This is a genomic window from Apilactobacillus kunkeei DSM 12361 = ATCC 700308, from assembly GCF_001281265.1.
GTDB classification, from domain to species: domain Bacteria; phylum Bacillota; class Bacilli; order Lactobacillales; family Lactobacillaceae; genus Apilactobacillus; species Apilactobacillus kunkeei.
On the sequence record NZ_JXDB01000002.1, the window covers coordinates 217,165 to 234,495 of the forward strand.

The 17,331-nt window shown below is 40.3% G+C and carries 1 protein-coding gene; it reads left to right on the forward strand.

The annotated features are described in order from the left end of the window. Positions 1-311: 311 nt before the first annotated feature. Positions 312-17,303: a DUF5776 domain-containing protein gene (locus tag RZ79_RS01115; RefSeq protein WP_054449650.1), complete on the forward strand. Its 16,992-nt coding sequence runs from the start codon at positions 312-314 to the stop codon at positions 17,301-17,303. Positions 17,304-17,331 lie beyond the last annotated feature (28 nt).

Genomic DNA, 17,331 nt, shown 5'->3' on the forward strand with positions numbered 1-17,331 from the left:
CTATTTGCTAGGTCTTTTTTTGTACTTTTGTTTTATCGTTTTTTAAGTTTTCATTAAGGTTGAGTTGGACAGATTAACTAAAACTTATAGTGGTAGTAGAATGAAATTGTGGAGCTTAATATTGTTGATTTAATAGACATTTAATCAAATTTATCGATAATAACCTTTGTCGTTGGAAAGATATTTAAGTGAATGCTATGTTCAAATTCAAAGAGCTTCAACTTTTAAAATTGGTTAATTTAGTTGTCCTGTTTGTATAAAACACTAAATTAAAAATCCAGAGAGTCAAAATAACGGGGGAGGGCTTTCTTTTGCAATACAATAAGAATGAAATTCAAAAGACCAATGATAAAAAGATTCTACGTAAAGTAAAGAAACAATGGGTTGTAGTCTCATTGGCTTCTTTTGCTTTCTTAGGTGGAACTTCTTTGGCATTAATGTCACACGGAGTCTCCGCGTACGCTGATGATAATGGTAAGAACACATCGGTTGTTCAAACCAATAAAAATCAGCAATCATCGACCAATAAGTCTGATGATAATAACCAAAATGCATCAAGCAATGATCAACAAAATCAAATCAACCCAAATGATGCTAACAATGATAATGGTCAAAGTACTACTAACAATAGCACTCAAAACCAAAGCCAAAACGATATCAGTAACAACAGTAACGATGATCAACAACTATCAAATCGTTTAGGTTCTAGTGACCAATCCAACAATCAAAATCAAACTACCGACATTGTTAACAACCAATCTGCAGATGCTGCTGCTAATTACCAAAAGCACCTACAAGGTAACACTCAAGATGCTAACGATAACAATGCCCAGTATACTCAAGCAATTAACCAAGGGGTTAATGACGCCTACAGTAACCGTAATGCCAATAACGATGACATAACTGATAACAACAGCAAGGAATTATACAGTGCTGCTTACCAAGGGGTTAATGCCAACCAATCAAAGAGTATTTCTGATAACATGGCTAGTTCATCAATTGATGATATCAAGAAGGCAGCTGCCAACACATCATCAATGCTATACATCGCTTACAAGTATGGTGTTGATTTCAAGAGGATTGCGGATGCTGCATTTAACGATGCTACTACATCAGGATCAGATGATTACACTCAAGGAAGCAATCGTCCTAGTTCTGATTCTGGGTTACAAGCTATGTACGATAACGCATACATGGGTGTTAGAAACGCTTTAAATCAACAATTCGATTCAAATAACAAGTTCAATACTTCTGGATACGATGCCAATCCAGAAGATAAGAATGTACCACACAACAACACTAATACCAGTTCTTTTCAATATAAAGCAACCTTCAACAAGATGGTTAACGACTTTAACAACGGAATTGTTTACGCCAATAACAATGCCCAATTTAATAGTGCCATGGTTGCTTCAGGAACTGCCAACATTCAAAAGATTGTATTGACTAACAACATTAACTCAAGTGGAACTGTTACCAATCTTGGTAATTTGACTATTGATGGTCAAAACAAGTTCTCACTAAGTGGCACTTACACTTTCAATAAGTCTGATAGTGGTTCTGTTGTTAAAATCCAAAACGTTACCAGTTTAGGAAGCCCATATGTTGTAAACGGTAATGGATTCGTTGAATACGATAACGTTAGATACAACAGCACTTTTGATAACCTATTCAATCCAAGTAACGGAAATGGTAACTATGTATTAGGTGCCAATGTATACACTTCAGACGCAACTAACAACAACGGTATGATTACCTACAACGAAACCTACAAGAACTTAAACACTCAAGGTGGTAAGTTCGTTGTTGGTGCCAATGGTCAATACGCATTCAATTCATTGATTGCCAACTATATTGTGTTCCAAGAAGGTTCAACCGTTAACTTAAACCCAGTGGAAATTGATAATCACGTTTACCAAAAGAGCTGGGGTAAAACAGTTCAAACTGATAATTTAGATTCAACCATTATGCCTAGCTACGGTATTATAGCCAATAACAATGTTAATGTGCATACCGGTGCCACTGTTAACATAACATTGAGTAACAACACTAACGGTATCCGTGTTGGCAACATTAATGATCCTTCTGATACCGGATCAGGAGATAGCGGAAACGTAGTTATCAAGGGGGCTATTAACCTAGTTGTTCCAGATGGTGTTACACCAACTGCATTGGATCCTAAGTTAGTTAATAGTTCAAAGAACACATCATCCGTTGCCGGTGGATGGAATAATAAGCGTACCGATGCCGTTGTTTGGTTAGGTCACGGCATGCAAATCCTAAGTGGCGGTACTTTCAAGGTTGATGCCAAGATTCCTACTACTGCTAATGGGGGATTGTACAACGCCTTTATCTACGGACCATACTCAACAATGAAGAATGGTGGTCGTAGAAATCAATCAACTAGTAAGATTATCGTCCAACAAAATGGGACATTGGACATTAATATGAACACTGGATCAAAGGATCACCCACTTCGTGTTGCCTTTCTGCCAATCGTTGCATTCAATCCAAGGAAGTTTAATTTAACATTGAACGTTACACCAGGAACCCCATTGACCGGTGCGGCTGGTCCAAAGCTAAGTTTATCTTCCATTGATGTCTTTGGCGCCATTTTGGATAATGGAAATATTGATAGTATTAGAACTAGCAGTGGTTACCAACTAAACCCATACATTTATCACTACCGTCGTAATGGTACTGCGTTGGGTGAAAATGATGATAACTTTAACAGTAGTGAAATTTTCCAAGATATTAACGGGGTAACTAACGGATACAAGCCAGCAGGATCTGAAAGTAGTAAGAAACGATTTAGTTTCAGTTATCCATACACATGGTCAACAGTTCCATCAACTGGCGTTACAGATAATGGGGTCAACTTTGATACCGCTTTTGATTACCTACAATACTTCGTTCAATTGTATGAAGACATTCTTGCAAATAAGCAAGATTACAATGATCAAGTTCAAAACGGTAACATTGTAACCAATGATACTAGCCGTTCAGGTGCATACAATCCTGATAAAGCTAAAAATGGTGACAATCCAACTCAAGCTGAAATTAATACAGCAATTTCTAATGTCTGGAAGAACGATGTTAACAGGGTAAATAATCAAACAGGTATCTTGAATGATACTACCTGGGCAAGTAGCCTTAATAGTCAAAGAGCTTACTTGAACGGTCAAACATTCCAAGATGTTGCTGGAATGAGTAAGAAGGACTTCATTAATAAACTTAAGAACATCAATGACCCTCAACTACCTGACATTATCATTAATATTGCCAACGCACTAGGTAAGACTGTTGCAAGCATGTCTAATAATCCAAAGGTTATTAGCAGGTTCAATGAAGCTTTCAATGGTAATAATCCAAAGGTTATTTCAGGTCAAAACGCCAGAAACGATACTTCCATTGACTTCTCTGGTTCTCCTTCAATTGAATTCGACCACAATATCGAAGTTTACCAAGATAATAATGGTCACTATCATGCCAAGTTTGACGCCACATTAAACAACCCTGGGGATGATGCTAAAGAACATCAAGTCGAGGTTCACTACGTTACTGGTTCATTTGATGCGAAGTCAAACAATGGTGACGTCTACCGCAATATGTACAAGGCTAATAACAATAGTGAAGCGTTAGCCCAAACCATCACGCTTGATTCAAGTAATTCTACTACGCAAAGTGATGGTAGCATCAAGTTTAATGGTGATATTGATTTAGGAACTAAACCAGTCGACACTGTTGGTATTCGTTTGAATACCTTCATGGGAACTAATTTAGCTAACTGGCAAGGATCTGCATATCAACCAATTGCCAGTGTAACTAGTTCAATTCGTCCAGGTAACAACAGTTATCAAACTAACGTTGAAGGTTTTAACAGTGTATGGACTCGTCTAGATGATGGACAAGAACTTAAGTTAAAGGGTAACTATGGTCCTGACAATGACATGCACTCAATCGCTGCTATGCCTACAGCACAAGGATTCTTGAACAACATTAGTGGTATTTTGAGTCACTTAAACGATAGTGACCAAAGTCAGTCTCAATACTATACAAACAAGACTTCAAGTAATCCATTAGCAAGTCCTGAATATCGTGAATATTTAATTAATAACCAAAACATCACACCATTTGATGATTCATCATACAGTGGTGCTGATAGTAATAATAAAGATACAAGCTACGCCACAGTCAGAGTTATCGCTTCTAATGGTGCCAAGACTAGGCTAGTTGGTATTACCAAGTTACCAACTTCAACAATCCTAGGAAATGGTACTTTAGATACTTCTAATTACGATGCTAAGACTGCCTTTACCAAGCTATCCAGTGATGTATCTAACAATAACAAGGGTTACGCACTTGATTTATCTAAGACTCCAATGAAGCAATACGATAAGTCAACTTACGACATCTACGTTCCAGATGTTCAATTCATGCAAGATGGTACATTATTACCAATCGATACCCCTTCTGGAAGCAGAATTCCATTTAAGGGGATTGCAAAGGTTGATAAGAATACTGGTAACGTGATTTCAGTAACTCCACAACTACCTGGTTTCGCTGTTGTACAAAATAATACAGGTCTAAACCCTGATAGTTATGGTATGTACACTGTGCAGCCAGCTGTTGGTACTGCCACTATTTATCTAGATGATGCCAATGGTAATCCAACTGGATTAACCGCATCAGTTCAAGTTAAGGGTAACAGTGATGGTTCAGTTAATGCTGTTAAACCAGTAACCATTTCATCAGGTAAGAACGACGGATTACAATATGTCATCGATAACAAGACAAAGATTGGTATTGTTACTGATGCCAACGGGAACCCAACTTATCATGTTCAATTAACAGCAACTAGTGACAAGAAGTACGTTAACGTTGTTACTACTTCAGGAAGCCCAGTTGATCAAGGTGGTTACAGACGCCAAGATGCCGATGGTAGTTTGCACACCGTAACATACCTACCAGGTTTCGATTCATCATCAAGTACTCAAACCACTGGTTCAGGATCTAACCAAAAAGATATTGTTAGTCCTTCTGCTACACCAGTAACCGTTAAAGTACCGGTATATCAACCAAACTCAACAACTCCATTAACTGTTAACGGTCAACCTGTCTACGTTGAGGTTTCCGCTCAAGGGCAAAATGACGGGACTTCTAAGATTACCGATGTGAAGGGTAGAAAAGTGTTCAAAACTGATTCTGGTAAGTACAAGGTTATTGTTGGTGATAATGTGAAGGCATACACTGACAACTCAGGAAACGTCATCACATATATCGAAGGACAAGTCGATAAAGACGTCATCACCAAGACTCCAGCCGTTCTAGCTGACGGTACAAGTGTTGATGGTGGTGCTACCGTTACCAATAGTGATGGTACATTGACTATCAAGCCAGGGATGCCAGGTTTTGATGGTACTAACCCTGGTCAAATGAAGGGTAACAGTGCTGTTGTGGCACCATCTTCTAACCCAGTTAAGGTTACTGTTCCAGTAATCAGCAGTGTTGATGGTAGTCACGTTGGTGACGTTGATGTGGATGTTCAAGGTAGAACCGATGGTCATTCATACGTTACAAACGTGGACTCACAAAATAGTTTTACAGACAGTAATGGTAATACCTATACCGTTAATACGGGATCAGTATTAACTCCTCAATACAATGGTGGCAAGGTAACTCCAACAATTGTAGTTACTCCAGAAACACCAGCAGATATCGATTTAGGAGCGGTTACTGACAAGGGTAACCCAATCGCTGCAGGTGCAACTATCCATACTGAAAACGGTGTAAAGCAATCAATCTCTAAGATGCCAGGTTTCGATGGCAGCGTTCCAGCTAATATCGATGCAAACAACCACGCTGTATTGACTCCATCAAAGAGTCCAGTTCAAACAACTATCAATGTATATGATGCTCAATCAGGTAAGAACATTGGTACCATGACGGTTCATGTCCAAGGTAACTCTGATGGTAATTCATACATTACATCTGTAGATACTCCAAGCAATGCTACATTGACTGATGGACACAACGGATACAACGTAACAACCGGAACTGCAATCAGCGTTGACCCTAATGATTCAAGCAAGTTCAGCGTATCAGTTAACTCAACTTATGTTGGTACTGAACAAGTCAACGCTGTTACCGATTCATGTAATACAATCAAGGGTGGTGCTACCATCTCAGCTAACGCTTCAGGTGGTAAACAAGCTACTGCTAATATCCCTGGATTTGCTACAGCAACCAATGCTCAATTTGACAACAACGGTAACGCTGTCTTAGTACCGGCTACCGCACCAGTTCAAACTAACGTTGATATTGTCGATCCTGCAACCGGCCAAAAGGTTGGTACATCGACAGTAATGGTACAAGGTAACGAAGACGGTAATTCATACATTACCAGTGTCGTTAGTGGTGGCTTCGTTGGAACTAAAGACTCTGATGGTAAGCACTACAGCTACACCGTTACTCCCGGTACTGCACTTGAATTAAATAAGGATAGTCAAGGTAACTACACACCAATTGTTAATGTAACCAAACAAGCATTTAATTATCAAACAGGTGATAAGGTTCCTATCCAACGTGAAGATGGAACAACACTTCCATTCCCAGGAACAATCAGTTATGACAATAATGGTCACATGATTGTAACTCCTGATTTACCTGGATACAGTCCTGCCCAAAATGATCAGGATGACTCATTCAATGTTACAACTAACCAAACACCCCAAACTGTCAATATTCATATTTACAATGCTTTGACTGGTAAGGATACTAACAAGGCTGTTAATGTTTTAATCACTGGTCACAGTAATGCAAGCAAGTTAGATACAAAACCTGTTTACATTGATATTACAGCTCTATCAGACCAACAAGCGGGAGGGGTCACTGCAGATAACAGAGATACAAGTAAACCAGTTGCTCATATTACCGATAATGATGGTAACAAGTACACAATCAGTAATGTTCTAACAGTTAATAAGAATGTCTTAGTTCACGTTGCCGCAAATAGTTCTGATTCAAACTACTACTATCTATCATTGCTACCAGATGGAACTCCAGTTGACCAACAAACAGTTGATGTTGTTACTGCAAACGGTTCAAGCGTAGGTAAGGGTACTTACAACGCCAATACTGGAAACGGTGCACCATTTGTAACTCCAGATAATCCTGGTTTTACATCATCAAATGCTAAGAAGTACAACGGTCAAGATAAGTACATCGTTTCACCAACTACAGCTCAAACTAACATCTCTGTTACTGATGGTAACGGAAATATCATTGCGCAAAACGTCAATATAACAGTAAGTGGTGATAATAACGGTAATACTACAATTACCAAGGTACCAAACAACGGTACTATTACCGGCTCTGACGGTAACACTTACCAAATCAGTACTGGTCAAACCATTCAACCAAACAAACCAAACACTGTTGGTAATGGTTACAACACCACCGGTCAACTAGTGGGAATGGCTAATGTTCCGGTAACTTCTGATGGTCAAAAGACTAACTCAACTATCAGTAATCTTCCAGTGACAACTGATGCTGATGGTAATCAAGTGGTTACAAAGAACACGGCTAGTGCAGATGGTTCATACATTATCCCTGCAGGTACTGTTGTAACTAAGGATGCTAACAACAAACCAAGTGTTGATGGTTTTGCATACAACCCAACTGATCAAACCGTTACAATCAGCAATGTTCACTTCATGCACAGAAAGGAAGACACTGGCCTAACTTCAGATATCAAGGGTGTACTTGGACCAGATGGTACTATTACTGTTCAAAAAGATACTACATTAGTCGGAAATGACAACAATGCTTACACCGCTAAAGCTAAGACAGTAATCAAAAAGGTTGTTAATGACCAAGGTAAGATTGAATACCATGTTGAAACTGTTACTCACAAGATTAAGCAAGATGTTCCAGCAACTGCCGGAGCAAACGGTCCAGTTGTTCAAGGTGGTGCAACCGTTAACTACGATCCAAATACAGGTGTAAAGACAGTTACTTCAAACGTTCCTGGATTTGGTTTGGATAACGGTCAAAAGACAGAAACAGTTCCAGCAAACACTGACACTACTCAATTCAAACTAACACCAATCAAGGAAACAATTGATGGTGTTCACAACGACCAAAACGGTACAGATACCGGTTCAACTACAGACCAACTACCAATACAAGGTCATGATGATGGTACTGTCACTGTTGTATCCAACACCACTTCAAGGGATGGAAAATACGTCGTTCCAGCAGGTGCTAAGGTCACCAAGAATGCTGACGGGACTTACCATGCTGAATCATTGTCAAGAAACCCAGACGGCACTGTTACTATCAACAATGCCTCATACGATGGAACTAACGGTACAAGTGTTGTTAAACCAGTTGTGGCTCATCTAAACGATGATGGTTCATTAACTGTTAACAGCGATACTGCCGTTGAAGATGGTAATGGTAATGTTTACGTTGCCAAGAAGGGTAGCAGCATTACTCCAGTAGTTAACCCAGACGGATCAACTACTTACCACATTGCCAGTCAAGTTCAACAACAAGACCAAGTCGTTCTAGCCAAGGCTGGTAAGAACGGTCAAACTGTTCAAGGTGGCGCAACCATCCACACTAATGCTGATGGTACTAAGACAATTACATCAAATGTACCTGGATTTGTTGGTACCCAAAATGTTCCAATGGATACAGATACCGGTCTTCCAGTTCTAACTCCAGGTGTTACTACATTACCAACTACTCATGCTGATGATGACAAGAGTAATTATACTGGAAAGATTATTTCCAACATGAGTGTTCAAGGACACGATGATGGTTCAATTACCGTTGTTAAGAACACCAAGACTGATGATGGTGCTAATGTTGCTATGGCCAATTCACCAGTTACAATCAACAAAGATGGTAGTTACCATGTTCAAACTCTTCCAATGAATCAAAATGGTAACGTAACGATTAGTCAATCTACAATTACCGATCAAAATGGTAACAAGATTAACAGTCAAGATGTTACTGCTAAGTTAAACGATGATGGTTCATTAACATTGAATCAACCATCAAATAGTGGAATTCACACCATTACTCAAGATGGTTACGCATACCAAGCAAATAATGGTACGCCAGTAGTTAAGACCGGTAATGGTTATCAAGTCAAGAGTGAAGACGATACCGCAAGAATTACCAACGCTACATTGAAAGATGAACATGGTAATACAATTGACGGAACTGGATTAATCAACGTTGATAAATCAACCGGTAAGATTTTACCAAGTTCTGATTTATCAAATGTTGCTAATCTAGGTGGTAACAATGAAGGGTACCACATTAAGTCTCCTGATACTCAAACCGTTGAATGGAGTGACGGTAAGGGGGGCGTTAACGCTAATGCTACCGTTCAAGTCGTTGAAAACTATCCATATGATTTCGTTCATGATGTTAAGTTGAAAAACTCATACACAGGCGCAATCATTAACTATCATACTGATGGTCAAGGTAAGGATAACTTCATATTGAAGGTCACTCATTCTGATGGATTGCCAGTTAACTCTGGTACTAAGGATGCTGCCAAGGCGGTTATGCAATTACCTGATGGTTATTTATACGATTCCAACAAGAGCATTACTGTTAACAAGAATTCTGACGGTAGTTTTGAATATGTAATTCCAGTTGTTCCAACACAAGCTCAACTACCAACAGCCGTTATTGATGGTAAGGATAATCAAGAAAAAGCAATTACCAAGTTGCCTGTAAACACTGCTAGTGATGGCTCAATCACCACTTCAGAAGATCACGTTGCTAAGGGAATGAACGATGATCCTAACTACTACTTCGTTCCAAAGGGTTCAAGCGTTCGTCATGAAGCAGACGGCACATACCATGCTGACGGATACACCATCCCCGCAAATCCAGATGGTACATTTAACATTACCAATGGACAATACGATAAGGATGAAAATACTTCATACCCAGGTAAGATTACCGTAAACGTCGATCCAAATACTGGGAAGATTACCATCGCCAAGGCCTCAGTAACAAAGGCTCCAGATGGCAAAATCTACCAAGTTGATGCCGGCGCAGCAGTAACTCCTAAGTATGAAAACGACGACGTTCAATACCACGTACCCGCACATGCCGTTGACGCTTCTCAAAACATTCCTGCTAAGACCGGTACTAACGGTCAACGCTTCGATAATGCTGCCACAGTCATTATCAATCCAGATAATGGTACTAAGACAATTCAATCTAATATCCCAGGATTTGCTGGCCAAACTAATGTCCCAGTGGATCAAGATACTGGAAACGTTGTCCTAATACCAACTAACGATGTAGCTAAGGGTGTTCACTTTAACGCTGACGGACAAGACACTGGTTCAACCGGTGACGTTCCTGTTAAGGGTAACCAAAACGGTGATATTGTCGTTACTAAGAACACTAAGTCAAGCGATGGCAAGTACATGGTTCCAGCTGGTTCTACTGTAACCAAGGGAACTGATGGTAATTACCACGCTGAATCATTCCCAATAACCCCCGATGGAACTATTAACATTCCAAATGGTAACTATGATGCTTCCGACAACACATCACAACAAGGTAATCTAATTGCTAAGGTTGACGACAATGGAAACATGACCGTCGCTAAGGCAACTGTTGCTAAGGATGATAAGGGTAATGTTTACATCGCCCACACCAATGCACCAATTACAAAGGAAGTTGGCCCAGACGGCACCATTTCATACAACGTTAACGCTGAAAAGGTTACTCAAGATCAACCAGTTCCTGCAAAGGCTGGTCAAAACGGAACAATGGCCGATGGTGCCGCTAAGATTCATGTAAATGATGACGGTAGCAAGACTGTGATTTCAAACGTTCCTGGTTTTAAGGGTTACGATATTCCAGAAGGTCAACCAGTACCAAAAACAGTGGTATTAACACCAAGTTCAAGTACTATTAATGAAGTTCACATGGATGATATTAATGGTAACGACACTGGTTCAACCACCGACAATGTTTTCGTAATTGGACAAGATGATGGTTCAATCAAGACTACCAAGTCAATCACAACTCCGGACGGTAAGATTATCCTTGCTAACACAACTCTTACTAAGGATAAAGATGGTAATTGGCACGCTCAATCATACCCATACGATGCCGGAAACAGACAGGTAACATTGTCACAACTTCCAATCAAGGATGACAAAGGAAATGTTATCGATCACCAAGACGTAGTCGCAAACGTCGACCTAGCAAGTGGAACACTTTCAGTTGCTAATCCACAAGGAGTTCACGCAACCACAAGTACCGACGCATACCAAGCTGATGCTGGAACTCCAATCGTTTCAGACAACAACCACTTGTATGTAAACACCAAAAACGATACAGCCGTTATTCACAACGCCACATTGATTGACGTTCTAAATAATGCCAATGTCGGAAATGGTGAAGTTAGAGTTGATAAGACTACTGGTAACGTCTTAACCGCAAACCTACCAACCACTGGTGGTAACCAAAACGCAGGATTCCATGTTTATGACCCAACCGGTCAAATCGTTCACTGGAGCGATGCAAGTGGTAACGTTGATGACAACGCAATTGTTAGAGTTACCGACAATGCTCCATACCACGAAAACAACCATGTTAAGTTCCTAAACGTATACAACAACCAAGTATTTACCGATAACACTAACAACCCATCAATTAAGGTTAACGATGATGACTTACTACCAATCTTTGCTGGTAGTTCAAACGCTGCTGAAGCCGTAACTGGTATCCCAAGTGGATACAGCTACGCTAAGGGTAAGCAAATCATCGTTCAACAAACTAATAATGATGATGACAGTGATAAAGACAAGCGTACCTACATTGTTCCAGTCGTCCCAGCACAAGGTGAAATCACCAATGCTAGTGTCTTGAATCAAAAGGGTGACGTTAAGGTCGACCACAGTCAAACATTACCAGTTCAAACCAACGATGATGGTTCAATCAACACTACCAAGGATGTTATTTCCAAGGGTACGGATGGCAACTACTACGTCATCACTAAGAATACCTCAGTTGTCCCAAACAGTTCTGGCGATGGCAGTTACACCGCTCAAGGTAGCAAGTTAGTTGCTAACCCAGATGGTACTGTTGATATCGATAAGGCTCATCTAGACGACAAGACTGATCCTTCCAAGTCAGTAATTGGAAAGGTTTCAGTAAACATCGATCCATCAAACGGCACAATGACTGTCAACAAGACAACTGTCGTAACTGATCCAAACGACCCAACTAAGGCATACCAAGTAAATCCTGGGGACCCAATCACTATCACTAAGGATGACAATGGTGAACCTGAATATCACATTCCAGCTACGATTATTGAACAAGATAAGAAGGTTCCTGCCCAAACCGGTCAAAACGGTACAGTTCAAGACAATGCTGCTACAATTCATGTAAATAATGATGGTAGTAAGACAATCATTTCAAACGTTCCTGGATTTACCGGTGACACCATTCCAAATGGTGAACCACTACCAACTAACCCAGTATTGAAACCAACTACTGGTACCATCGATAATGTTCATATCCTAGACAACGATGATAAGGATACTGGATCAACCATTGATAAACTTCCAATCCAAGGTCAAAGCGATGGCACAATTAAGGTAACTCAACCTGTAACCACTCCAAACGGGAGAATCATTCTACCTGGTAGTGAAGTCACCAAGGATAGCAATGGCAACTGGACAGTTCCATCATATCCATATGATGCAGGTACTCGTCAGGTAACATTGCCAAACGTTGCTGTAAAGGATGAACAAGGTAACGTTATTGGCGTTCGTGATGTCCACGCTAACATCGACTTGAACAAGGGTACAATGACCCTTGCTGATGAAAACGGTGTTCACATTGTTAAGGGTAAGCAAGCATATCAAGCAAATGCTGGTATAGAAATTAACAATGACAATGGGGCATTCTCATTGACCGCCAAGGATGACACCGCTGTAATCAATAATGCTACATTCATTGATAACAACGATGGTGCATCTAAGGGTAACGGTCAGGTTATCATCGATAAGACCACAGGTCATGTTCTAGACGCTAACTTACCTAGTGGTGGATATAATGAAAAAGGATTCCACGTTTACAACCCAGATTCACAAGTGGTTGATTGGATGGATAACAATGAAAACGTTGATCCAAATGCTAAGGTTGTAATTGCTGATAACTCACCTTACTCATCAAGAAGTAACGTTCAATTCATCGATATCTACACCAACAAGCCAGTTTCAGCTGACACTACTAAGTACTTCATCTACGCAAACGATAAGGATAATACTCCTATTTATGCAGGTGGTACTGACGCCTACAAGGCTGTTTCAGCAATTCCAGATGGCTACAAGTACGCAACTGGTAGACAAATTCAAATGATTACTGATCCAACTGATAAAACTAAGACTTTATACCAAGTACCAATTTACCCATCTAATGGTCAAATTGATAACGCTTCGGTATATGACCAAATTGGTAATGTTCAAGTTGATCACGGTCAAACACTACCAGTAAACACCGATGACAATGGAAACATCACCACAAACGATAATGTCATTGCTAAGGGTAAGGATGGTAACTACTACATCATTCCTAGTGGTTCCAACGTCAACATGAACCCATCTGACAACTCATATCAAGTTGTTGGTGATAAGTTGAAGTCACCAAGCGATGGAATCGTTAATATTCCAAACGCTCACTTTGATGACAAAGAAGATAAGACAAGGTCATTGGTTGGACCAGTAACCGCTAAGGTTGATCCTGAAAAGGGCACAATGACAGTTGATAAGACAACCGTTGTCAACGACCCAACCAACCCAAGCAGAGCTTACCAAGTTAATGCCGGGAACCCAATTACCATCAAACCTGATGGAAAGGGTGGCGTTGAATACCACATGGATGCCACTCCAATTGACCAAGATAAGTCAATCGATGCTCAATTAGGTGACAATGGTAAGACTCAATCAAACGGTGCCAAGGTTCATTACAATAGTGATGGTACTAAGGATATCGTTTCAAATATCCCTGGATACACTGGTCAAACTGGACTACCAAATAATTCTGATACCAGTCATGCTAAGTTAACTCCAGTTAATGATGTTGCTCACGACGTATCATTTGATACTGACAAGAAGGCCACTGGATCAACTGGTGATGTTCCAGTTAAGGGTGATAACGATGGTAATATTGTTGTAACTCAAAACACTAAGTCAACCGATGGTAAGTACATGATTCCAAAGGGAAGCAACATTACGAAGGGTGACGATGGTAAGTACCATGGTGAGTCACTACCAGTTAACGAAGATGGTACCGTGACTATCAATAACGCTAACGTTAACGATAGTAAGGGTGATACTAAGGCTCACAAGGACTTAGTAGCCAAAGTTGACGATCAAGGTAACATCACAACAGCCAAGGATGAAATTGCTAAGGGTGATGATGGCAATGATTACATCATCCCTGCCGGTTCGCCTGTAACCAAGAATCCAGCAACTGGACAATATCAAGTAGCCGGAAATCAGCTACCAATTAAGGATGGCAAGGTTACAATCGACAATGCCCACTATGATGACAAACTAGAACCAGGTAAGGGTGTCATTAACAGTATCGTGGCAAACGTTGATGAAAACACTGGTAAGCTAACCGCAAGTCAAGACACAGTTGTACCTGATCCAAGCGATTCAAGTCGTGTCTACAAAGCAACTGCCGGTGACCCAATTACCATCAAGTCAGATGGTAAGGGTGGTGTTGAATACCACGTTGATGCAACTCCAATCGTTCAAGACGAAAAGGTTCCAGCACAACCTGGTAAGAATGGTAAGGCGCAACCAGATGGCGCAACCATCCACTACAACAGTGATGGTACTAAGAATGTTATCTCAAACATCCCTGGCTACGCTGGTCAAACTAACGTACCATTTAGTCAAGACACTACTAAACCAGTATTGACTCCAACTCAAGGTACTGCTTCTGATGTCCACTTCGATAACGGTGGTAAGGATACCGGTTCTAAGTCTTACCTACCTGTTAAGGGTGATGACAATGGAAACATCATCGTAACTAAGACTACTAAGTCAACCGATGGGAAGTACGTAATTCCTGCTGGAACTACTATTACAAAGAACGATGACGGAACTTATCATGGTGATTCACTACCAATCGATGCAAACGGTGATGTTGATATCGCCAACGCTAACATCGTTGACGATAGTGGCCATCTACAAGCCCAAGCTGACTTTAAGGCTAGAGTTGATGACGATGGAAACATCGTGACAACGAAGACCAAGGTTGTTAAGGGTAACGATGGTAACTACTACATTGTTCCTGCTGGTTCATCAATCACCAAGAACAAAGACACTGGAGCTTACCAAGTAAACGGTACTAAGATGTCAACCAATGCTGATGGTACTCTAAACATCGATAATGCATTCTACGATGATAAGAATGACAATACTAAGTCAGTCATTGGACCATTGGTTGCTAAGGTTGATCCAAATACCGGTGACTTAACAGTTGCTAAGACATCCGTTGTAAATGATCCAACTATTCCACACCGTGCTTACCAAGCCGATGCTGGTGAATCAATTACAATTGAGGTTGATAAGAACAACAATGTTTCATATCACGTTGCTGCAACTCCAATTCAACAAGATGAACAGAAACCAGCTCGTCTAAGTGACAATGCAAAACCTGTTGATGATGCGGTAATCATTCACACTAATAACGATGGTTCAAAAACAATTGAATCCAATGTCCCTGGTTACGCTGGAACAACTATTCCAGAAGGTCAACCAGTACCAAGTGATCCGGTATTAACACCTGTTGATGATGAAATTGAACATGTTCACTTCAACCACGGGGGTCAAGATACTCAATCAATTGGTAACATCCCAGTTAAGGGTGACGTTAATGGAGCAATTATCGTAACTAAGCCAACTCGTTCAAACGATAACAGGTACTTGGTACCTGCCGGATCAACAGTTACCAAGAGTCAAGATGGAAGCTACCATGTTGAATCATTCCCAATCAACGCTGACGGCACAATTACAATTGACAATGCGCACCTCGATGCCAGTGATAAAACCTATGTAATTGGAAGAGTGATTGCCAAGCTTGATGGCAATGGCAACTTGATTGTTCAACACAAATCAGTTGTTAATAATGGTCATGGTTACAATTACACTTCTAATGAAAATACAATCATTAAGGTAGTTGTTAATAGCGATGGTACAACAACCATGCATGTAGTTGCGGTTAAGATTCGTGTAGGTGAATCCCCTGAATCTGCAGGTAGAAACCGTGCTGCTAAGCTATTACCAGTTGAAAACTTGAAGCACAAGGATGCCGACTATGTATCTAGATACATGAAAGCATACAAGGCCGAATTGAAGAGAAAGGCTCCTTCATATGTATACAGTGTGAAGGGACTATACCTACACAGTTCAGCTCACTTCACAATCAAGAATCGTGTGAAGGGTTATGCTAAGAAACCAAGAAGATTAGCACATGTCTTCAAGGTTAGAGGCGTTGTTCTAGATCATAACAAGTACCCACGTCTAAAGGTTAATGGTGGTTACATCTACTTCAACAAGAACATTAGGGATGCATACTACCGTACTAATCATCCACTATTCCGTGTCATCAGAAATACTGGAGTATTGGTTCACACAGACAAGAAGTTCCATTACGGCAAGAGACGTGTAATTAGACTTCGTCGTGGTGCATTAATCCACGTTAAGAAGGTTGTTAAGTACTACAGCATTACTCGTCTATACATTGGTAATGGCCAATATGTCACCTCTAACAAGACTTATGTTGCGCTTGCTAAGAAGAAGAGAGCACCACTTTACGTATACTGGACAAACAAACGTGGAGTTTACGTAAATACTCACTTCACTCGCAAGAATGCCGTTAAGTACTTCTCCAAGAGACCAAGAAATAAAGCTAACGCATACAAGGTATTGAGAATAGTCAAGACTAAGAACGGTACTAAGTACCTCATCAAGCACGGCTACATCAATGCTAAGGGCACAATTCCAGCATATTACGTTCGTCGTACTAAGCTAATTCGTGTCATCAGAAATAGGGGAATTTTAGTACACAATGCTAAGAAGTTCACTAAGCGTAATGCGATTAAGCATTTCAGAAAGAACGCATTGATCCGAGTACAAAGCGTAGCAAGATTCTACGGAATTACCAGATTCTACATTGGACATGGTGAATACATCACTGCTAATAAGACCTGGGTTAACAGAATTAAATAGAATCTAAAAATACCCGTTAGGAAAAATC